Origin of the sequence: Capnocytophaga gingivalis ATCC 33624, assembly GCF_000174755.1 — a bacterium.
GTDB classification, from domain to species: Bacteria; Bacteroidota; Bacteroidia; order Flavobacteriales; family Flavobacteriaceae; genus Capnocytophaga; species Capnocytophaga gingivalis.
On sequence record NZ_ACLQ01000029.1, the window covers coordinates 1 to 24,388 of the forward strand.

Consider the following 24,388-nt stretch of genomic DNA (forward strand, 5'->3'; position numbering starts at 1 on the left):
TCATTGATCGCTACCTATAAAGGGTGAAGTGGCCTTTGAAGGTACGGCTGTCATCTGGCTCGTTCAGACGAAGTACATACCAGTAATCTCCCGTTGGAAGTGGTTCGCCTCCGTAGGTACCATCCCACTCTTGACGGTTGTTCAAGGTCGCTATCTGGCGGCCGTAGCGGTCATAGATGATCGTTTCGGCATGTGGATAGCTGGCCAAGTTCAACGGTGCCCATGTGTCATACTCGCCATCTCCATTCGGTGTGAAGTAGTTCGGTATCACCACATCCATATATTCCTTATAGATAAATACTGAATGAGCACATACCTGCTTGCCTCCATTCTCTTGCTTGAGCTCGCCCTTGCTGTCCTCTACATATACACGGACTTTCTTCTCTACCTTGCCTGTGGCTGGGTTCACCTCTTCATAATCCGTCTTCTGTACGTAGTAAACTACCTCATCTCCTGCCTTCACATCGTCCACCTTCTGTACATAGTGCGCCTTAACCTCTTCTCCTGTGTGGTATTGAGCTCCACTAAAGTATACCGTATAGCGCTCTTTACCTCCCTCTACTTTCACTTTTACTAAGTTAAGGTCGTTGGCGATACTCTGGTTGGTGATCTTGATCGGTGGATAGTACTCAATATTGAGTTCTCTCACTTCCTGACACAATGGCGGATCACTCATCGCTGGGTTATCCTTATTGAAATAGTACAAGTGCAATTCGTATTTGTTCAAGCCTTCTTGCAACGGACGTACCGCATTGAGCTGTGCAAGTAGCGATGCATGGGCTATCTTGTACATATTGTGCGTATTATCAGTTCCTGTAGGCGTAGTTCCATTGAACTCATATCGCTGGATTGGGGATCCACCCTGGGTGGTAATCGCATATCGCAAGCGGTTTATCGCTCCTCCTGAACTTGGGTTGATTACCAAGTATGGAGTCGTTACCGATACATATACATCGTAAGTAGCTTCGGCAGCTGTGTCACTATTAGGACCTGAACCATCCACTACCAAGACCTTGTTGTTCTCACTGATATCCGCATTACACTGATAGTGTTGTGTGATCACTCCTTTGAGGTCTACCCCTTCTATGATCTCAAACTCTTTCTTCTGGCTACAACCCTTAGCGTCTTTCACCACCAAGAGGTATTTACCAGCCTTAAGACCTTGTATCTTGAATGGTGTAGCTTCTCTCTCTCCTGTACCTCGCTTAGAAGTGCTTTCTCCGTTTTCGAAGAATACCTCCCAGCTATACTGAGGATTTCCTCCCTTGAGTACATACTCTATCTCTCCATTGGCTTCGCCCTTACATCCTACATGGGTGATGCTATTCTGAGTGATCAGTATCGGTGTAGGTGCGATGATCGCTGTATTGACTACCTCATAGATACATCCATATTCTGTATCTTTCACTCCTACCGTGTAAGAGCCTACAGAAAGGTCCTTGAACTGGTTGTTCGTACCCTGCCATCTGTAAGAGCCATCGGCTTGTTTAAGTCCATATTCGTACTTACCTGAGCCTCCCTGAGCTACTACCTCGAAGGAACCATCAGCGCCATCGTGACAGCTTACGCTAGTGATCTTATCTGCCTGCGCCTTAAGCGGTGTCTTTGGAGCTACCAGAATCGGTGCAGAGTCTTTTCTACATTCTCCATGACCTGCTACCTTATGGATTACAGAGATTACATAGCTCTTAGTTGTATTGGTCTGAAGATCCACATCCAACTCAAAGCGGGTATTGTTATGAGCTACTCCATCGAGCAAGTAACGTACATTAAGCGCTGCTGATGCAGGTTCTACACTGGCCTCTACCACATACTTAATCACATTGTTCACACACTCGTACTTACCTTCGCTGAGCTTGAGGGTCACCTCTGAGCCCGCTTCTATGGTAAGGGTTGCTTCGGCTTGACAGCCATTCTTATCTCTTATCTTGATGGTATGGTCGCCAGGGGCTAAGCCATCTATGAGGGTACCATTACCATCACTATGGTATTCAACCCATGTAGTGCCTCCATCCTTAGAGTATTCGTATACCTTATCATTGCCCACTGTTCTTAGTGGTGTTCCTCCAATCACTCGCAAGTAAGCCTTTCCGTCATTGCTTCCAGCACAGCTTTCGTGCTCTACCGTATCCATACGTACTGTTACGCTTAGCGGATCCGGTTCGGTGATGGTAAACTCTATAATATCGGTTCCAAGTGGTGTAGGTTGACCTTTCTCCTTAATCTCATTAGGACGACAACCATTTTCATCCTGTACAATCACATAGTACTTACCTGGAGCTAAGCCTTCGAACTTACCACCATTGTCCAAGAAGCGGTCTAAGCGAGGACTAATCGCATAGGTAAGCTTTCTCTGAGTACCATCAAGTTTGGTCTGACCTGAAGTTGTAGTGATCTCGATAGAACCATCATGATCTCCGTTACAAGTCACCTGTTTCACTTCGTATTCTACCGTGTACTTGGTTTCTTGTTTTATCGGTACTTGAACTACCTTAGGAATACATACTCCCACGGCTTGGCTAATCTCTACGCTATAGTCATCAGAGGCATCAAGTCCTTCAAATACTCCTTGTGCATTCGGATTCGGTGTAGATAAGCCTGGTACAACACTTCCATTTCTCTTAAGGGTAAAGACATAAGGCTCATCGTTCTTACCTCCTGTAGCTGTTACCACAATCTTACCATAAGAGCTACCATAGCACTTGAGGCTTGTCACACTCTTATCATTATCTATAGCGCCATCTATCGGATTCACTTTGGCTACATGTACCTCGTTGGATTCTCCTTCGCAAGCACCTGTACCTCCACCGTTATCCATTACCTTAGCATAGTATACTCTATCCGAGCTTACTGGTGTAGTTACTGCTGCGGCAAAGACAGCCGTTACTCCTGTCTGGTAAGCTCCCGTAATAGTTGGGGTTACTGGCACTAAAGTACCTGGACGACCTGCACTAATGTCATAGAGTTCTACCTTATAAGTACCTCTTGTAGGATTCATATTCGGTCTGCCCTCTATCTGTACGGTGATGTCACCTGCTGTATTACAGCCTGGGTACTTAGTCAATTCCGCTCTGGCAATGATTGTACCTGGGTCATTGACTGTTACAGGTTGTGAATCAACCTTGTCATCGGCACAAAGCATATCCGAGGTGATTCTGATAAAGTACTTACCAGCTCCTAAACCAGAGAAGGTTACCGTACCACGAGTGGTTGGGTTATCATCTGGCAAGATTCTACCTAAGGATCTTTCTGTGGTCGCATCGAACAACTCGTAAGACAAGCGTCCTTCTACCAACGTTGGTGTAGATCCTGAAGGTGATGGTGTGGTAGCTGTTACACTACCTCCTATTACCCCAGTGAGCTTAATCTCTCCATCCTGAGAGCCTACACAGCTTGGTATCTTGGTCGCTGTTGGTGCATTCGGTGCTTGTAGCTGCATAGATGGACCATGGTAAGGCACAAAGGTAAAGCTATCCAATTTCCTTGTACATCCGCGTGAGTCTCTCACTTCTATATAGTGGGTACCCACCCCTACGGTAAAGGTCATCTGATCGGTGAAGCTACCTGCATTACCATCGGTTACTACTCGGTATTGGTATGGTGCTCCCCAACCTCCTGTCGGAGCTGAGGTAACCCCTATCTGAGCATCGTTCTGAGCTTCTCCATTACAGTAAGTCATATAGCGCAATACCTTGCTCACTGCATTGATATTCTGTGGACGGGTAGCTGTAAGCTGCGCCGCTGTCTTACACTGTGTACCCACTACAGTTACCTCAGTCTCAAAAGTTATCGCAGTACCCTGTGGTACATCTCCTACAGGTATATGTACGGTCATCTGGTCTGAAGCTCCATGCCCTGTCTGGGTACCATAGGTAGTTCCTCCTGACTTCTTCACAAACCAAGTATATCCTCCAGTACCTATTTCCCCTTCTACTTCTACTCTGAAGGTTACACCAACTGTACCTGGAGCAGGTGAAGCAGTATCTCCACAGATTCCTGCCGTTACAAAGAAGTTCACTCGTGGTGCTTTAGCCTTCTCTACTCTATATCCACTTGGTACCACAAAAGTACATCCCGTATCCTTTATCGGTCAAGGTAATCTCATAATCGGCACTTTCTTCGGCGATCTGAGGGAAGGTAATCGTACCTACCCCTGTACCCCCTATCTGAGCAGTACCCGCTGTTCTGGCAGCTGAGTCATAGCCTGCTACCTCAGTAGGAGCTCCTGCTCCGGTCATCTTTCTTATATATACATTGTATCCTCCTGTATTTGAACCATTCGTACGGGTCACTGTCATGGTCACCTGTTCCGTACCCGTTGGCTGACAGCTCATCTGTTGGGTACGATGGAAGGTTGCCCCTGTGATCTTTTGTAGTGTCTTAACAGTTCCTACGAATGAACCTGGAATAGCCAATACACATCCGTTCGCATCCGTTACTTTTACTACTATCGTATAATCCACATCCTTAGCAGGAAGGTCTATAGTGGCATTCGCTGTGTACACTGTAGGTCCTGGGTAAGGTGCTGGAGGTGTAGTAGAGGTTACTGTCTGAGTAAGGATTACATTACCTGCCTCATAAATCTCTACCTTATAAGGTGCAGTACCTCCCTTAATATTGAGGTAGAGCTGTGCATTGGACTGCTTAGGCGTTACCCCATAGGAAGTGGCAGCACCACAACCTGCCTGAACAATCTCTATACCTGGGTTGGCAGGTGGGTTGGCATCAAAGGCTGGGATAGGACGTTCTGTTATCTGAACTACCCCTCAGAGAAGCCTGTAACATCCTGACCACAACTACCATTGGCTGAGCTCTTCACTCTGAGCTGGTAGTAACCCGCCTTAAGTCCTGTTACCTTATAGCGAACTGTACTTGTAGTACGCTCTATGATGTCTCCATCACCTACTGTACCTGATCCTATAAATGAACTTGCAGCTCCTGTCGTACTGTAGTATAACTCATATACAAAGGATACATTCTCTCTTCCTGTGGTAATGGTACGGGTAAACTCAAAGCTACCAGTAGTACCTCCTGGGGTACAACCTACTACATTGCTAATCTTCGCTGGGTCTATCGTATGGCGTGCCTTTAGATTGTTAGGATCTTCCGCAGGATTCACCACAATAGGCGCACTGGCTACATACTCATCACAATACTTGTTACCCAAATCCTTCACCCATACGTTGTACGTAATTGGTGCTGTTGGGAATGGTGGTACTGTATAAGTTACCTTAATCTCCTGGTTATGTAAATTTGTACCTACAGGGGTTACCGCTGTGGTAAAGGTAGTACCTGCTGGTGCTGTGGTCAAGGCATTTCTTGTGCCTGCGGCTACTCCTGTACCCTCAGTTACCTTGATCAGATAACGATTACCTGCTGGTGTAAATGGTGCAGGTACCGTAGGTGAGGTCACAAAGTCTGAACCACTAGTGATCTTCAAGTCAAACGTCGCTGTATATACCCCTGCATTGTCACAAGCCATATCCGTCTTCTTCTCAGCGGTAAACTTAAGCTTAGGATATGTCAAACGCTCGTTAGCTCCCGGTGGCGTTCCTCCTGCATAAGTAATGTTCGCTTCACAAAGACTCTCTTTAGATCTTACCTTAACCTTATTCTGATCAAAGAGCGCTGGTATATCTACCTCAACCGTTGCGGCTGGGAAGGTCGTATAGGTACCTCCTCCATCAATAGAGTATTCGTAATCAGCAAAGGTAAGTGCCGTACCCACTGTCGCATTGATATTCGACAAGGTAATCTTCAGCTTATAGTTCACATCGTTGGCATCACAAGCATTCGCTCCTGTAGCAGTCTTGTTGATATCCAAGGTCGCTGTAGCAGTATGCTTGCTATTGAGGAACTTACCTAAGTTATTTCCTGTTACTGTAACTATTTCCTCACAGCCTGTTGCCTGGTCAGTAATTCTAAAGGTAAAGGTAATACCTGAATATACCGTTCCTGGCACAAAGTCAGTGTCTCTGAGGTCAAACTCAACATTGGTATTGAAATTTGGCACATTACGTTTTACTATATTTCTTCTTAAGAAAGCATTATCTGCCATCAACAAGCTATAGGTAAATGGCCCTGTACCTCCCGTAGCTCCACCTTTTACAACCAACTTAGCAGCCCCTGTCTGGCAGCTCATCGCTGTGGTAGAAGCCTCTACCGATAAGGTACCCGCAGTCAATGCATTGGTAGGTGGTGGCGTTACAAATATATCATGTGTAAACGATTCACATCCAGAAGCATCTATCAAGGACAATACATAACGCTGACCTGGAGCGGTAATTGTCTGACCTGGTAAGGATAGTAGGTAAGGATTTGCTCCAGAGATTGTTCCATTACCCACCTGAGTAAGTATCCCTGAATCCGCCTTGGTATAAACCTTATAAGTTAAGGCCGTTCCGGAAGTTACCGTTACCTTGAAGTTCACCGTAGTAGTGATTCCTGGAGAACAAGCCACTCCTGAGAGTGTATTGTTGTCCACCTGTACATTTGGCCTATTATTAGCATCCTCTGGTACATCTACCGCTTGCTTACATACAGTAGTAGATCCATGTTCTTTATAATGAATATATACCTTATAGGTTCTACCTTTCTGTAAGTTATTGAAAGTATACGTATTTCCTCCTGTAAAAGATGCCATCAATGGTGATTGTGCTTCTGCTGTAGGACCATCATGATTGAGGAAGAACTCTACATCATCATATGGCACTCCTGATGCTCCAAACTGCACTTTCAGATCATAATTACAAGTTCCTGAAGGAGCTGTTGTTAGTCTTACATTGGATGGTGTACCCGTAAGGGTAAACTCTGGAATATCCTTAGTACATACTACCGAATTATCAGACTTCCTTCTCACTCCTACCTGAGCGGTAAAGCGATCTCCTAAGTTATAACCTGCATACATTGCCCCTTGTAGTCCCTGAAGGATGTATGGTGCTTGCACTGGCCTATTAGCCTCTGTATCCCACTGTGCATCCGCTCCGGTTACCGCATTGCCGTTACGTCTTACCAAGCGGTATACGATCTCGTATTCAGCAGCTGGTTGAATGTCATTATTCGCCTTCAAGGCAAAAGCTATGGTCGTAGTACAACCTGACAAAGATTGTGTTACCGCTCCCCCTGTTGGGAAAGTGAAGGTCATCGCATCAATAGTAAAGGTATATCCTGCTGCACCTAACGGATCACAGTCTCCATTACCCTCATCTTTAATATGCAACTCATAATTGATATTTGTCTGTAGATTTCCTATCTCATAATTCTCTACCACCATTCTACCAGAAGCTTCTAGTGTTACCTTACCTGGTACCGCTGTACGAGGTATAGTATAGGTAGCGGTAGTGTTATTGGTGTTATCCTTAAGTTCCAATCTGAAAGGCCCTTTACCCCAGAACTTCTTAATCCTAAGTTTACCACCCTGACCATCTTCACAGATAGCACTGTATTTGTCCACAGCTAAGCTTCCTCCTGATTTCTCTACATCTGTAGAAATAGGATTGTCTATCTTAATAGATTGAGTATTCACCTTCTTACCACAAGTAGGAGGCGTTGCCGCTATATCCTTAATATATATATCCCATTCGCCACCAGTGATGATACCTGACTTGGTATTACTTGCTGTATAGTCTGTATCTTGTGGTGTAGAACCTTTCGGTACAAAAGCATAGTGATAAGTAGGATTTGGACTACCTCCTCGTACATGGTTCACGGTAATGCTTCCTGGAACTACAGTTGTAGCACCACAAGCAATAGTAGGATGAACTACGGTATAGTCTGCCGTGGTTAGGCTCTCAATCTCTACTGGGATTGATACCTCTATCTCTTTCTCACAACTGTACTCATCCTTAGCGCGGATAAGGTAAGTAACTCCTTTTGTCCAACCATCAAGGGTTGTTTTAGGAATGGTATTACCAGACACCGCTGTCCATGTAGCATCACCCTGTTTCTTCCAATCATAGGTTACTGGCTTGCCATTGCTTGCACCTCCAATGAAAGTGTGGCTAAGCTCCATGTCACCTATACCATTGGCAACCACACAGTTTTTGTACTCTGCTTTCACAGTACCAATCTTATGGCGTGCTTCTACCTTGTAGGTGAAGGTGCCATGACCTCCATTACAGTTGTTGTCGTCTGTAATAGTTATCTGGTAAGTACCTGCTACCACTACATAACGGTAGTTTCCATTCGAATCTGGAGTGAGAATATCGGTAGCTCCTGAAGGAATTTTTACTACCTTAATCGTATATCTCAGCGGCGCGCTCGGTGTCTGCTTACCTCCCATGATGTTGAACACTCCTTGGTTAGTACCCGTTGCATTCTGAGAGAAGATAAGCATCTGCTTCCTATCTATATTACAGTCTAGGTAATCTATAGTCCTATTCTGAGTTACTGTTACCTTAGCATTTCTCTTGATCTCAAAGTCCTGTGTAACCTCACAAGCCTGATCATTGCTGAACTTCTTCTGATGTCCAGAGGTAATCTTCAACGTATAAAGACCTGGAGCTAAGTTGTTCACAGTAAGGCCTGCTGTGTTATTAGTGCCTCCCTGTACCTGAGTGGTAGTGCCTCGTGTTACTACCTTCCAAGTATATGCCACATTGCCATAGTTGGCTACTCCAAAGGTAAGCTTACCATCATTCGAACCATTACAAGTCTCATCTATAGTAGTATGAGAGGTGATTTTCATTTCTTTGCCAGCCTCAATTGGTAAGGCTACATCCACCTTGAGGGTAGGACAGCTTACAGGTCCTTGGAATACATAGATGTCATCAATAGCAAAGTCATTACCCATACGATGGTTATGGGTGTTTTGTATCTTGATACGAACACGAGTATTATTACCTGGGTTGATATCTCCTAACTGATCAGAAGAGATACGTACCCAATTAGTATTTCCTATATCATTATATGGTATATCTCCAGAAGTTACTTCTCCAATTACGTTGTCAGAGAGGTCTGTTACTTGTACACGAATGTTTGGAAGTTCCCAACGAGAAGCACTCCTATTAAGGTTCATTACATAGACCTCAAATCCAATAGGACCATTAGGCACTATATCTACCTCTTTTTGGTATAGAGTCATTCCTTGAGGAATATTCTCATACATATCTATGAACATATAGCGTCCATTAGGAAGACCTGTGTGATCTTCAGGAGCATCTTGTATCCAGTTTGGACTGCCTAAACGAAGACCTGGCCATCCAGTATCATAGAAATCCTTATAGTTTGTAATAGAATATTCCTGCCAACTTACATGTCCTGGAGGAGTTTTATATCTTAATAATGGAGAGATACTTACTCCTACTCTATTAAGTCCAGCGATATCAGTAGGTTCTCCTACCCCGAAGTCCTCACGAATAAGTTCACGCTTAGGCATTACAGTTCTCTTATAGAAGACACGGGCATATTGAGTAGTACCTGCTTTAGATTTATCAATAGTCAATTTGTTAATAGTACCTGTACCTTCATAGTTACCATTCCATTCGGTAGGTAGTGAAGATAGCGGTGAACCTATCTCTACATGATAGCTATAGTCGCTACGAGAAGTAACGAAAGTAGCCTGAGCAGAGCCCTCACAGTCGTAAGTAAGGGTACTAGTGATCTCAGGTGCCAAAAGCGGTGCTTCTACCTTTACAGTATACTCTATTTCACAGGCTGTTACCCCTCCGGCAGGAGCATGGCTACGTACCTTGACGTTGTAAGTACCTATAGGCACATTGTCCCAACGCAAGTCGTTAGCATCCCAAGTAATGGTAGTCCCTGCTGGGATAGCATTCCAAGTAATTCCACCATTCAAAGAGACATCATACTTGCCACCAGGTCCTACCCCGCCAGCAGTACCGTTACCACCACCGAGACCAGAAACACGTACAGAAGCGTGAGCATGTCCGGTTGGGTTTTCTCCTACCTTACAAGCCAAGTGAGATACGTTGGCAAAACCAGTAAGAGGTCCATTACCCTCATCAATAGTGACAATTTGATCATCAAAGTCAGGGCCTGTGAGATATTCGAGACGACCATTATTCATTACCTGATAGGTTTCTTCTGGCCAAGAACACTCCTTACTACCGCGCTTGTAGTATACACGGAGACGATACTTACCAGAGGTAAGACCAGTAAAGGTCTTGTTCGGATAATCTTGGAACATCCAGTTGCCTGAGAAAGTACCTCCTGCATTAGCTTTTTCAATAGCATAACGCACAGAGTATTTGGTCACATCGAACAATGGATTGTTGATGGTCATGGTTATAGTACCTGCTGTAGTAGAACAATCCGCTGAAGTAGAAGCCTTGGTAAAGGTAGGCTTAGGCTGCAACTGGAAAGGTACCATTTTCGTTACCACACAACCATTAGTATCAGTTACTTTTACCTGATATGTTTTAGAACCAGAAGTAAAAGTAGGATCATTAATTTCAAAGGTATAAGCAGTTACATTTCCTACATTAGGTTGTTGTGTTGCGATACCTATACCTGATATCTCCAGACTATATGGAGGCGTACCTCCTGAGTAAGTCACTGAGATTTTTTTATTAGGCCCACAAGAAGGATCCTCAGGTGTTACGGTAAGTAGCTTTAATTCAGGCAACTCATTGATTTCTACTATCTGAGCTGGAGTAGTACAGTTGCGCTGGTTAGGTACTACTGTAACTTCATATTTTCCTTTGCCTAAGGTGCTGATAGCCGCTTTGGAAACATTGTCCCAATTATTAGAATCGCGCTTGCTATCATTATCTACCCTTACACGGACTATCTGAGACCCTGCTTGTTTTTTGACGATGACATCCACCGGCAAGGTTACATTGCCATGTACCATAACATGAATGGCTCCTCCAGAAGGAGTCTGTGCCACACACTGTACATCCTTTTTGGTGAGGGTCAAGGTTGGATCTGCTCCAGAGGTAGTAGTCTCCTGCACGGTGATCTTCTGTTCAAAAGTACATACATTATTTTGGAACTGAGAAGAGCCTCCTGCGAGTTTCGGACGTAGGGTCACAGTATATTCCCCACGGGCAGAGACTTGATGTTCGAAGTTGTTATTACCTCCAGGTACATCCGTCCAACCCACAGAGGCAGAAGGTCCATCTATTTTATATTGGTATTGTCCATTAGGAATATTAGTTATCTTGAGCCAACCCTGAGAGGTAGCTGTAGTAGCCCCGTTACACATGAGCGACAAGATATTTTCCTTAGCCAAAGTATAACTACCTGATGCCTTGTAAGCACGGAAGTAATAATCCGCGTCACAATTGCCTGGATTCTTAAGGACAATAGCGAAGTGAGTACCATTGTTGCTCACCTGATTGTCGTTGATTGTAAAAGTTTTTCCTGTACCCAAGCGTTCCCAGTTGGCTGGTTCAGCAGCTACAGAAGCTGGAGGACAAGAAGGTACTAGCTGAGAAGTATTTCCCTTATAACGGTACCAGATCACATCACTATCGGGGAGACTTACTCCAGTGGTAGAGAGGGTCACTGAAGGACCACAAAGTGCCACCTGTAGGTACTCAAGACCTGTATTGTTACAAGTCTGACGCTCCACCACACGACTATTGTTGCGCAATGGATGTAGGGCATCGTTGCCAGTACGAGGTGTGATGTTGAAAGTCAAGGTTGTAGGGTTCTGACAAGCAGAAGCTCCTCTTTCGAGTACATAAACACCAGCCTCAGTGATGCGGTACTTACGCTCGGTACTAAGTACTTGGGTACTTCCTTGTCGTGTCCACTTATAAGAAGGATAACCAGCCCCTCCATCGAGCTCAAAGGCAGCACAATACGGATAGGTATTGTTGGCGGATTGGCTACAAGGAGTATCATCAATAAAAAAGGTTGTAGGCTTAGGTTCACAGTCAGTAAGCTTGTTGTAAGAGAGCTGTTCTAAGTTTTCATTAGGTCCTACTACACTGTACTTAAGGACAGGCTGGAACTCAAGTTTGTTAGAACAAGCATCACGCAAAGCTCCACAATCAGATACGGCCTTTACATTAATTGTAATTGGCGCAGACATAGGAGCATTAGCATTGGCAGGAAGACCTGCTGCAGGAATGGTAAACTTGAGCAAGGAACGACCTGTGTTGTTATAATTATTGGTCTTACCTGCGAAAGTAGCTCCCAGCGGCAAGGCTTCATGACTTACATAGTTAAGATTCTTAGGTAGTAACGCCTCCAAGGTAATGGTTGAGGATGCATTACCAGAGCCTACATTGCGTAGGGTAATTTCATATTTAGCAGTAGCTCCTAAGGCAATACGCTGACCTGAGATGTCAGTACCAGCGGAGTTTTTCACGGAGGTAACCATCTCGAAAGCAGGTCGTGCAGTAGGTATAGAAGCTACATTAGCAATATTAATAAAGGCATCATAACCTCCATCACTTGCTTTGTATTTTACAGTAGTAGAGGTAGCTCCTGCTGCAGGATTCTGCGCACCAAAAACAGACACATCCCACCCAACAGAAGGTTGTGAAGCATCATTTTCGCGAGTAATTATTCCTTTGAAAAAATTATTAGCTTGTCTTCCATTATAAGGATTCGCAGTACCATTCACTTCTACTTTATCCCCACTTACAGAGGCTTCCCCTCCGAGTGCTACTTGTCCATATTTAGGCCATATATTATTGTGAGCTCCTGGTGGAGTAGTTGCTGCTGCAGCTACAAAACCACTATAGTTATACGTAAACTCTGTAGGAGCTCCCGCTCCTACTCGTTGGAAAGGGTTGTGTACCTCAATCCATTTGCTGACTGTTGTCCCTTTAGCTTTAGGATCTTCGTAGACTACTACCAAAGCCCAACCAGGCTGAAACTTCCAAGAAGTTCCGCCATCATTATATATATCATTTACTTGAAATTGACCATTGAGATTTCCTGCACGAGCTAAAGCTTGCAGATCAGCAGTCACATCTGCCCAACGATAGTAGTAAGAATCATCATCGACACGAGTACCATCATTAACAATTGTTTTGGTAGCATCCACAACATTACTTTGTCCTAAGTACTCTTGTCCTCCTCCTATGGTAGATGATTTTTTCCAAAGAATACGACCATCAGAAGGATTATACACAAACTCTCCAAAGTGGTACATATCACCTGTAGGCACATTTGTCCACTTATTTCCATTACAAGCTCCATTATATTTTGCCAACTGTATAGGGAAAGTTGCTTCTCCTACTTTTTGAGCTCCAGGAGCTGGTATCCAGTTGAAACGATCAGCTGGATCGTTTATCATTTCTCCTCTGTAGGCTTCTGCTTTGATAGCCATATTCCCTGATACATACCTTCTAAACCATCCTGCATAGAAGTTCATAACAATATCTTGAGAAGAAGGATGCGTCTGTTTTATCTTTTTTACATTGATAATAATAGACTCCAAACCAACTCCTGTATTATCACCACTCCACATTGCAAAATTTCCCGAAGGAGCAGCTCCCCTTATTGGCATATCTTGAGAGGAGAATTTACCTCGACAATATCCTGCACGATATCTTACAGGAGAAGTAATTTCAGCTGCAATATCCAAATCGGTACCATCATTACTAGTAAAATAGAAACGATATATAAGGTAGTCAGCATCTGCCCATACTACCCCATTTGTTTCTTCATTACCTCCACCTTTGGTAATGGATTTATTAAGACCTCCAGGACCTACTAAACGCACCTGATCTTTGTTGCCCCCACCTGAGTGTCCTCCCCAATAGAGGCGTGCCCACTTGATATTGACGGGACAGTTAGGGTCTGTCTGAGGTATATTAAGGGTATAAGGAGCGTCCGAATGGTTACCTATAAGCTCAAAATCTCCCTTAACCACTGCCTTATAGGCAGGTGCCCCCTGTGCGAAAGCCGTGATCCCTGAAAGCAATAGGGTCACGGTACAGAGAAAATGAAATAGTTTTTTCACAATTGTTTTTTTTAAAAAAATGGTATCCATAATTGTTTAGTTTTTATTCCTCTTATCCCTACCTCCTGAAGAGGAATTAGGATTTGAAGAGATGGCTGAGATGGATTTGTTTATTTTAGTTTTGCATACTTCTACCTACTTTGCATTTATTCATAGAAGGTGAAATAAACAAAAAAGTCAAATACATGAGAGTAGCTGTGTTTTTCTATAAACACATTTAAGGAAAATAAATTGTTAATTAATTAAGAATCAATTTATTACAAATACTATTCCCCCTTACCCTAAAAGACTACTTTTTATGGGCAAATATATATATTTTTTTAGAAATCAAAAGGCTATTTTTGTTAAAATAAAAACTTTATAATTTGTTTAACAGTAGCCAGTGATTAGACCACTGACTACTGAATTTTTAATACTTTTTTTTCTTACAAAGCCTTCACTTCTAACACCCAAATACCTCCCACAAAATCAACATTGATCATCTGTTTACGCATGAGGTTTTGAGCTTCTTCGAGAGACATGCTTCCCTTGCCAAGGTACACATAGTTCAAGCCATTTTTCTTATTTACAAAAGTACCTACTTCATAACGTTTGGCCATTTGCTGACGGAAATTGAAGGCATTACGTGCAATTGCATATACCCCAATGATGACATAGTGTCCAGGAGGTACACCTTCCATAGTTTCTATCTTAACAGAAATTGGTGCTTGATTTGGTTTTACAGGCATTTTTGTCAAATCAGGTTGCTTCACCAAAGGTTCTTTTTCTTTAGGTTCTTCTGGAGTTACTTGTACAATAGGAGGTCTCTTGGTACTTGGTTGTCTTGGAGTCGGAGCAGGAGCTACTTTCTGTCGTTCGCCACCGAACTGTACATTGAGATACACCCCAAAGGTGCTACCCAGCTGAGGAATTTTTACCCCTATAGGGTTTTCATACTCTACCCCAAGGCTCCACTGCTGGCGTAGATTGACCCCTACTCCGGCTAAGAGCCCGTTGCGCTGGGTGTAGCCCACATTGAGCCATCCCAAGGCGGGGAGATCGAGCATGGCACTACCGCCAAAGTTGTAACCATCATATTCCTTAGTCGCACGAAAAGCCGCTGACCAATAGCCGTTTTCCAAGAGGCTGTTGTTGCTCTCCAAAGCGGTGCGATACATCAGGTGTGCGGTAAAAGTCTTGTCACGGAACTCGGTCATGGCCTTGCCTGCTCCGGAGGAATAGTCAATAAGGTTCTCTGCCATCCCTGCTATATAGAAGTCTCCAAAGGCAATATATCCCCCTGGTTGGACATTGATATCGAAAGAGTTACCTACATTGAGCAAGGGATCAGTAGGATCGGCTGCACGAATGCGCCCCTTGTCCAAGCCGCTGAAGGATGGCACTACACTGAGTCCCAATCCTATACGCACCTGATCGGAAAGGGTGATAAGGTGACCATAGTTGAGCACGACGCCGTAATTGGTCATCACTGTAGCATTGCGCTTGAAGACCATTGCATTCATTGAGCTAGTTTCTCTCCAGTTGCGGCCATAGGAAAGCCCCATAAGAGAGAAGTTGTCATTCTTATAGCCCGACCACTGGTTACGATAGTATAGACCTACATTGTGCTCTTGGTAGTTGACAATAAGCGGGAAAGCTGGATTGGCAACAAATGTATTGAAGCGCACAAAAGCATGGGTAGGCATCTGGTAAGGCATATAATACCCCTTCTGCTCTTGCGCCAAGGCGAAGGCAGAGATGAGAAAGCAAAGCCAAATCTTATATGAGAGTCCTATTTTCATTTTTAATGGAATATGGTTATAGTTCCGCGCTGCGTTTTACCATTTTTTTCTAACTCATAGAAGAAGTAGATAGCAGCACCTTCACGAGAAGGTATTGATTCGAAATTTGGAAAATCGTTGTTGTATTGGTTAGCTTGGTATACAATTTCACCAGTTTGTTTGTATATAGTTACTTTGGCACCTGCCCACTGGGAGGGGAGTATCCACTTGCGGTTGAGGTCTTCTCCACGAAGGAGCAAGATATTAGGTACCTCTACCCCATCATAGTTGAGCACATACCTTATATTAATCACCCCTTCGGTACCTCCACAAGCAGCAGCATAGGGTGTAAGGTCAATACTCTGTCCGCCTATGCTTACGTTGCCTTCCTTGAGTTTGGCCACAAACTGATATTCGCCTGCAAGCGATCTGAAGGCAGGATCCTTCTGAGAGGTGGCAGGGATCACATATTTTTTGTCTGTTTCACCTGTTACATCTTTTTTCTCTTCCCAAGGCTGGGTGTTGTCCTTACGGTGATACCACTTATAGGTAAAGAGTTCCTGTTGGAAGTTTCCAGAGAGGGTTGGGATAAGTTCGAGAGCACGATCACTTTCGAGCTCAGTAGCCCCTGTGCTGGTAGTAATGGAGATCGCTGTAGGGACATCAACATTCATGAGCTTGATCTCATTGGAGTTGAAAGCGCCGCTGACCATCAAGTGATAGACACTCACCGTATTGGTACTGGTCACCGAGAGTTCCTTGCCAGAGCCTACTGCTACGCCATCCTTTTTCCATTGGAAAGTATACTGATCATAATCCGCATTGGGAACAAGAGTTTTTTTCTGTTCAGAACCTATTACAATCACCGCCTCGAGCTTGGAGAGCTCCAAGATTGCCTGAGAGGCACCACAAGGAGCATTACCCTGCTTGAAGCCAATGGTAGGGATATAGCGAGAAGGCTCTTTCACCTGAAGCTTGAGTACACCCGTATTCACCTTAGTACCACAAGCATCGTATACCTCCGCCACGAAAGTCCCTTCTGAAGGTACTTGAAAAGAGCGGGTGGTATTCTCCTGAAGGATATTGGAAGGGTCATTTTCCTTGAACCACTTGACTGTAAGGGTCTCTGTAGAAGGAATGTCCAACTCTATAACTGGACGACGATAAGGGAAAGAAAAGATCACATCGTTATTCTCATGGCCGAGCCACTTGATATCGCCAGGGTTCACCCCAGAGCGATCGGTAACGGTCACAGTATTGGACTTGATCACACAACCATCAGTCTCGGTAAGAGTGACATAGTAGCTACCAGTATCACTTACCGTATAAGTATTGGTAGAGGCACCCGATATTTCTGTATTGTTTTTATACCATTTGTATATACCCGTAAGAGAAGGATTGGAAAGTACAGAAGTCAGCGTGATGGTTTGTGCAGGACACTTCACCTGAGTTTCTCCACCAGAGATAGTGAGCAAGCCAGCCGTGTTGCGCTCGGTGACTTTGATCACATTGGAAGTAAGCGGACAAGCACCCGCTGCGGTAGCTGTTACCTTATAGTCTCCCGCCTCAGTAACATTGTAAGTAGCAGTAGAAGCCCCTGTGATGGCCACTTCCCCCTTATACCACTGATAGGTAAAGGTATTGGATCCACCATTTTCGACTTCTGTCTCAAGTGTAGTGGGAACACCTGCGCAGATTTCACGAGGAGAAGCCCCCTTGATCTTGAGTACCATAGAGCCTGAAGAGCCTGCTAAGGTAGCGGTAACCTGATTGGAGCGCAAGGAAGTAGAACAACGGCCAAAATCAGGGTCCACAGCATATACTCCGGGAGTAGTTACTGTATAGCTGCTACCAGTAGCCCCAGGGATAAGTTGGCCATCCTTATACCACTTATATACAGCGGCAGTACTTCCTCCTGTGACAGAGATAGTACGTCCACCAGCCCCAGGACAGAGCTCTACATTGTTAAAATTGTTCAGCTGAGTAGGAGTAGCATCGCCTAAGTGGTGTGCCTCGAAGGGAGCACTCACCCCAATAACCTCAGGCGAGGTACTACGGATACGGATCTTATAAGCCAGACCATCAGTACCTGCTGGCAGGTGGAAGAGAATTTCAAAAACCTGTACCTGGTTTCCACGCTCGGTGATCTCACCAAGCTTTATAGGAGAACCAAAATTCCCATTGGCATCGGAGAGTTCTGCGATGAACTTATTATCAACATTTGCTTTGGTACCCCTCCACTTGAAGTATACCTTGACCTGACCGGAGGAATTGCGCACACAATAATAATTATTGGATTCGCTACTTCCTGTCTGGATGCTATATATCTCACGTGCTGTCTGTCCATAGATCATCCCTGTTACCAAGAGCAGGAACAGACAAGCAATGTATTTCATTTTTTTCATAGTACGTTTTATTGATTAAAAAGTTTCATAAAATTTGGTATATTACCATAATGGAACATTGATTCTTTTCTTTACTTTTTACAAGGCGTAGAAAAGCGATGCAAATATATAAAAAAGTTTTTATACGTTGTTTTTTTCTTAAAAGTTTCAAGGAGGTCTTAGGTAAAATTCCATAAGATTTCAAGGGGAGAATACGCCTATACCCCGCATAAATACAAGGCTTTAGAAAAAATAAACTCTCAGAAAATCGCTTTCCTAAAAAGTTATTAACATTTTTTAAAATTATAAACAGCAATCAATGAATAATGGTCAATGGTTAATGAGTAACGAGTAATGAAAAAAATTTGTTTGTTATAGAAAAAACATTTACTTTTGTAATCGTGAAAGCGCTATGTCGAAAATATCTCCTTGCTGCTATAGGCTATGCCCGTCGCCACAAAATCCGTGTGGGGATCGGGATTATACTATTATTATGGTATAGTCTGTGCCTGCCACGAGACCTTTTCCCTCAGGGGTATGCTACTATAGTCGAAAGCAGTGATGGCAAGCTCTTAGGAGGCAAAATCGCTCCCGATGGGCAGTGGCGCTTTCCCGAATTAGACAGTGTCCCCCACAAGCTTAAAGAGGCTATCTTAGCCTACGAAGATGCTCATTTCTACTATCATTTAGGGGTGAACCCCATCTCCACAGGCAAAGCCCTGCTTACAAACCTACGCTATGGACGTACCCGACGTGGAGGCAGTACCCTTACCCAACAAGTGATTCGCTTGGCTCGTAAGAACAAAAAGCGCACTTATGGCGAAAAACTCATCGAGGCCATTTGGGCGACACGCCTTGAGCTACGCTATAGCAAGGAGCACATTCTCCGTCTCTATGCCTCCCACGCACCCTTTGGCGGGAATATCATCGGAGCTGAGATGGCCGCTTGGCGCTACTTTGGGGTACCTGTATGGCAGCTCTCCTGGGCAGAAGCTTGTACCCTTGCGGTATTGCCCAATGCTCCAGGACTTATCTACCCAGGGAAAAACCAAACCTCCCTGAAGCATAAGAGAGATTTTCTCTTAGGCAAACTGTACAAAAATCATACCATAGATAAAACCACCTACGAGCTTGCCCTGAGCGAATCCCTGCCTGAGAAGCCCCATGAGCTACCCAATATGGCACCTCACTTGGTGGAGCGCATTGCCAAAAGCCACCGTGGAGAGCGCAAGCGAAGTACTATAGACTATCCCCTACAGGAGAAAGTCAACCAGATCGTAGAGAAGTACTATCGCTACTACAAGCGCTTTGAAGTACATAACCTCTGTGCCATGGTTGTAGACATTCAGCGGCAAGAAGTCCTCGCCTATGTAGGGAATAGCCCCACCGATGGTGAGCACCAGAAGGATGTAAATATCATTCACCGACCTCGCAGTACCGGAAGTGTACTCAAGCCCTTCCTCTACGCGGCTATGCTCGACAGTGGGGAGCTGCTACCTGAAGAGTTCGTTGCCGATGTGCCTACCCATATAGCAGGCTATGCCCCCCAGAACTTTGAAAACACCTATGAGGGAGTAGTACCCGCCCATGAGGCGCTATATCGCTCGCTGAATATTCCCTTTGTACTACTCTTACGACAGTATGGCATCAGTAGGTTCTACCAACAACTACGCAAGCATAGGCTGTACTCCATCAACCGCCACCCCGACCACTACGGGCTTTCCTTGATCCTGGGAGGTGCTGAGAGCAGCCTATGGGAACTCTCACAAGCCTATGCTCATATGGGGTTTGAACTCAACCATTACAACCAAAAGCACAGCTACCTCTCCCAGTCCTTTCAGCCATTGAGCTATCTGCCCCGAGAGCGTAACTATGGCAAGGAGCAGCAAGAGAAAACCCACCTAAGTGCAGGAGCTATCTATAAAACCTTAGAAGCTCTCACCCAGGTGAACCGTCCCTCTTTCGACTCAGCTTGGCGCTATTATGCCTCCTCAAGAAAAATCTCTTGGAAGACAGGTACCAGTTTTGGCAACCGCGATGCATGGTCTATAGGGATGAATGCCAATTACTTAGTAGGCGTATGGGTTGGCAATGCCTCCGGAGAAGGACGACCAGAGCTCACAGGAGTAGGTACTGCCTCCCCTGTGATGTTGGAGATATTCCAGTGGCTTGCGAAGAACCAATGGTTTGTCTCTCCAAAAGAAGATTTACAACAAATAGAAGTATGTGCCATAAGTGGGATGCTCGCCAGTGACATCTGCCCTAAGAAGCTGATAACTACTGCCAAAGCAAGCCTATTAGGCACTCCATGTAAATATCATAAGTGGGTACACCTCAGCCCTGATCATAAGTGGCAAGTGACGGCGGATTGTCAGCCCATCTCAGCGATAGACTCCAAGAGCTGGTTTGTATTGCCCCCTTTGATGGAATGGTTCTACCGCAAGGGACACCCCACTTACCTACCCTTACCACCCCTACGAGAAGACTGCCAGGGGGGAGAGCGCCAAGCAGCCTTGGACTTTATCTACCCCAAGGATGGTACTGTTCTTCACCAAGCCAAAGGCTTCGGAGGAGAAGTGCAGCCTATTGTAGCCCGTGTGGCCTATAAGCACAGTGGTAAGCTGTTTTGGTACTTGGACGAGACCTATCTGGGAGAGACCCTCCACTTCCACGACATGCAATTGCAACTCAGCCCAGGGGAACACCTTCTGCGATGTATGGATACACAAGGAAATGAGAAAACCATTTCAATAATGGTTAATGACTAATGATTAATGTTCAATGACTAATGTTCAATGATTAATCCACCCTTTTGCATTATTCATTAATCATTATTGGCATTATTCATTAAATAATTCCCTCTTGTATGAGATTGTGAAGATGGATGACCCCCATATAGCGACTAGAGTGAGTGACCAATAACTGGGTGATCTTGTGATTTTGCATGAAGTCTAAAGCATCGACTGCTAAGACACTACTTTCTATTGTCTTAGGATGGGAGGACATAATATCCTTGGCCTTGAGTCCCTTTATATCCTCATAGCGGCTAAGCATACGACGGATATCCCCATCGGTGATGACCCCGACAATGGCATCACCCTCAAGTACAGCAGTGACCCCGAGCATCTTTTGAGAAATCTCGACAATGACCTGTCTTATATCCGTATCAGGGGCTACCGATGGCACTTGGTTGCGTGCAATGGCCTCGCCTACAGTTAGGTAGAGGCGCTTGCCCAAGGCACCACCTGGATGATACTTAGCAAAGTCCTCACTCCCAAAAGATTTCATACGCATGAGTGCTACAGAGAGCGCATCGCCCATGACCAGCTGAGCGGTGGTCGAGGTTGTCGGCGCTAAGTTGTTAGGACAAGCCTCCTTCTGGGTATAGGCATAGAGAACATAATTAGCCTGAGTGGCCAGGAAAGACTCCCTATTGGCAGTAATGGCAATCAAGGGATTTCCCTCACGCTTGAGCAGAGGCACCAACACTTTGATTTCTGGAGTGTTACCACTCTTAGAAATACAGATAATCACATCCTTGGGCTGGATCATCCCCAAGTCCCCATGGATAGCATCCGCTGCGTGCATAAAAAGGGAAGGTGTACCGGTGGAATTCATTGTGGCAACAATTTTTTGTGCGATAATTGCACTCTTTCCGATGCCTGTAACCACGACCCTCCCCCCACTTTCAAGGATTGTTTGGACGGAAAGAGCGAAATCTTTGTCTAAAAAATTTGTTAATTTCCCTAAAGAATACAGCTCAGTTTCAATGGTTTCCCGAGCAAAATCGAGTATTTTATTAAAGTTTTCCAAAATAGTAATATTTAGATTTGCTACTTAAAAAAAAGTTGTAATTTTATCCTGCAAAAGTAAGAAAAAAATACTACATATTATATTATGAGTACAACAAATGTTGAATTACAAAAAGCGTTAAAAAGCATTTTTGGCTTCAGTGCCTTCAAAGGAAAGCAAGAGGAGATTATTCGCAGTATCATGGACAATCATCACACCTTCGTTTTGATGCCCACCGGTGGCGGAAAATCCCTTTGTTACCAGCTCCCTGCCTTGCTCAAGGAAGGAACTGCTATTGTGATTTCTCCACTTATTGCCCTGATGAAGAACCAAGTAGATGTCATAAGAGGCATCTCCGGCACTGATAAAATAGCCCACGTATTGAACTCCTCCCTCACCAAAGGAGAGATCCGTAATGTAATGGAGGATATTCGTAATGGCGACACCAAGTTGCTATATGTGGCTCCAGAATCACTCACCAAGGATGAATATGCGGACTTCTTAAAAACTATCAATATCTCCTTTGTCGCGGTAGATGAAGCGCACTGTATTTCCGAATGGGGACATGACTTTCGCCCTGAATATCGAAATATAAAAACCATCATAGAACGCTTAGGAGAAGGAATCCCTATCATCGCTCTAACGGCAACGGCCACTACCAAAGTACAGGAGGACATTCTCAAGAACTTAGGAGTGCCCGAGGCTAATGTATTCAAGTCCTCCTTCAACCGTCCTAACCTATACTATGAGGTACGCCCCAAGACAAAAAACATCAATAGTGATATCATTCGCTTTGTCAAACAACGTCCTGGACAATCGGGAATTATCTACTGTCTGAGCCGCAAGAGTGTAGAGGAACTTGCCCAAACCCTACAGGTGAATGGGATCACTGCTATCCCCTACCATGCAGGCTTGGATGCCAAGACACGTGCCAAGCACCAAGATATGTTCCTGATGGAAGAAGTAGACGTAGTGGTAGCTACCATCGCTTTTGGAATGGGAATTGATAAGCCCGATGTTCGCTTTGTCATCCACTACGACATTCCTAAGAGTATCGAAAGCTACTACCAAGAAACTGGGCGTGCTGGACGTGATGGTGGAGAAGGGTATTGCCTTGCTTTCTACTGCTATAAGGATATAGAGAAATTGGAGAAATTCATGGTAGGCAAGCCTATTGCTGAGCAAGAGGTAGGACAAGCCCTCTTGCAGGACATGGTAGCCTATGCAGAGACCTCCAGCTCTCGTAGGAAGTTCATCCTACACTATTTCGGAGAAGAGTTCGACGAGATCAATGGGGAAGGTGCCAATATGGATGACAATATGCGCTATCCTAAGACCAAGAAAGAGGCTAAAGAACAAGTTACTATGCTTTTGGACGTTATTGACAAAACCCGCCAAAGACTCAAAGCCAAAGACTTGGTCAATGTACTTACTGGCAAATATTCAGCTATCATCAAGTCCAATCGTTTTGACGAACAGGATTTCTTCGGCTGTGGTAGTGACTTAGATGGACATTTCTGGATGTCACTCATTCGCCAAGTAATGGTCAATGATTACATACGCAAGGATATAGAGACCTATGGGGTGATGTTCCTTACCGACAAGGGGCGCGCCTTCCTCAAGGAACCTCATTCGTTCATGATGACGGAGGATCACAACTTCGATGAAGATCCTGACGAACCAGCTAAGAATACCGTTTCAGCCTTGGATGATACACTACTGAAGTACCTGAAGGACTTGCGTAAAAAGGTAGCTAAGGAATTTGGCGTACCTCCTTTTGTAGTGTTCCAAGACACCTCTTTAGAGGATATGTGTATGAAATATCCTATCAATATCACAGAACTCACCAATGTATTTGGTGTAGGAGAAGGGAAGGCTAAAAAATATGGAAAAGAGTTTGTCTCTCTCATAGCCAAATATGTAGAAGAGAATGATATCATCCGTCCAGAAGATCTAATTGTAAAAACCACAGGAGCTAATTCTGCGCTAAAACTCTTTATCATCCAGAATGTAGACAAGAAGCTCCCTCTTCCTGATATTGCTAAAGCAAAGGGACTGTCCATGGATGAGTTCCTCAAGGAAATGGAACAAATCGTATACAGTGGTACCAAGCTGAATATCAACTACTGGATAGATGAAATTCTTGATGAAGAGCAACAAGAAGAGCTCCATGATTACTTCTTGGATGCCGAGACAGATAAAATATCTGTAGCTTCCAAAGAATTTGGTGGGGATTACGAAGATGACGAGCTACGTCTGTATCGTATTAAGTTTATCAGTGAAGTAGGAAACTAAATAATGATTAATGACCAATGGTTAATGAAATATTTGCTTTTACTATTCTTTCCTTTTCTCATGAAGGGACAAGTGACGGGGGTGCGTACAGCTTATACCTTTACTAATGGAGTGTATCACTATGGATTTGTAGGCGCCTCCCAAAACTCTGAGCCTTTCTATGCGGGCTTTTCCTATTACGGGGGCACACACATCGGTAGCCATAAGGGTACGGTACAGTTTGTCCCCGAAATAGGAGCGGAGTTCTATATGATGCTCTTCGGAATGGGACT

General features: G+C 44.5%; 8 protein-coding genes and 1 pseudogene. 3 read left to right on the forward strand and 6 right to left on the reverse strand.

Annotated elements, in window-relative coordinates; genetic code table 11:
* Positions 1–10: 10 nt before the first annotated feature.
* From CAPGI0001_RS10535 to CAPGI0001_RS10555, 5 genes are all read right to left on the reverse strand, one after another.
* Positions 11–4,063 (reverse strand): T9SS type B sorting domain-containing protein, encoded by a 4,053-nt coding sequence (locus CAPGI0001_RS10535; RefSeq protein ID WP_040360271.1) that lies wholly within the window; start codon positions 4,061–4,063, stop codon positions 11–13.
* Positions 4,044–4,505 (reverse strand): hypothetical protein, encoded by a 462-nt coding sequence (locus CAPGI0001_RS10540; RefSeq protein WP_002669774.1) that lies wholly within the window; start codon positions 4,503–4,505, stop codon positions 4,044–4,046. The genes CAPGI0001_RS10535 and CAPGI0001_RS10540 overlap by 20 nt, the downstream gene beginning before the upstream one ends.
* A 254-nt stretch (positions 4,506–4,759) precedes the next feature.
* A complete protein-coding gene (locus tag CAPGI0001_RS10545; protein ID WP_155813474.1) occupies positions 4,760–13,885 on the reverse strand; it encodes a hypothetical protein in 9,126 nt (3,041 codons plus the stop codon).
* Positions 13,886–14,310: 425 nt separating this feature from the next.
* Complete coding sequence (locus CAPGI0001_RS10550) at positions 14,311–15,666, reverse strand: PorP/SprF family type IX secretion system membrane protein (protein ID WP_002669758.1); 1,356 nt, start codon at positions 15,664–15,666, stop codon at positions 14,311–14,313.
* A gap of 2 nt (positions 15,667–15,668) precedes the next feature.
* Positions 15,669–18,050: a PKD domain-containing protein gene (locus CAPGI0001_RS10555; RefSeq protein WP_002669766.1), complete on the reverse strand. Its 2,382-nt coding sequence runs from the start codon at positions 18,048–18,050 to the stop codon at positions 15,669–15,671.
* Between the two features lie 380 nt (positions 18,051–18,430).
* On the opposite strand from CAPGI0001_RS10555, the gene pbpC reads away from it, so the two are divergent.
* The gene (gene pbpC, locus CAPGI0001_RS10560) at positions 18,431–20,797 is read left to right on the forward strand and encodes a penicillin-binding protein 1C (protein ID WP_050769248.1); all 2,367 of its coding nucleotides are present in this window, start codon (positions 18,431–18,433) and stop codon (positions 20,795–20,797) included.
* Between the two features lie 79 nt (positions 20,798–20,876).
* Here pbpC and CAPGI0001_RS10565 read toward each other — a convergent pair whose 3' ends face one another.
* Positions 20,877–21,842, reverse strand: a complete 966-nt coding sequence (locus CAPGI0001_RS10565; RefSeq protein ID WP_002669770.1) for a KpsF/GutQ family sugar-phosphate isomerase — start codon at positions 21,840–21,842, stop codon at positions 20,877–20,879.
* 84 nt (positions 21,843–21,926) lie between these two features.
* Between CAPGI0001_RS10565 and recQ the strand changes: the two genes are divergently transcribed.
* Both recQ and CAPGI0001_RS10575 read left to right on the forward strand, forming a co-directional pair.
* Positions 21,927–24,116, forward strand: coding sequence for a DNA helicase RecQ (recQ, locus tag CAPGI0001_RS10570; RefSeq protein ID WP_002669772.1), 2,190 nt, complete (start codon positions 21,927–21,929; stop codon positions 24,114–24,116).
* 24 nt (positions 24,117–24,140) lie between these two features.
* A pseudogene (locus CAPGI0001_RS10575) lies at positions 24,141–24,388 on the forward strand (hypothetical protein); the annotation flags it as partial.

Bases quoted from the DNA above. Each gene is read 5' to 3' on its own strand.
- CAPGI0001_RS10550 (WP_002669758.1), bottom strand. From the start codon at position 15,666: ATGAAAATAGGACTCTCATATAAGATTTGGCTTTGCTTTCTCATCTCT.
- CAPGI0001_RS10555 (WP_002669766.1), bottom strand. From the start codon at position 18,050: ATGAAAAAAATGAAATACATTGCTTGTCTGTTCCTGCTCTTGGTAACA.
- recQ (WP_002669772.1), top strand. From the start codon at position 21,927: ATGAGTACAACAAATGTTGAATTACAAAAAGCGTTAAAAAGCATTTTT.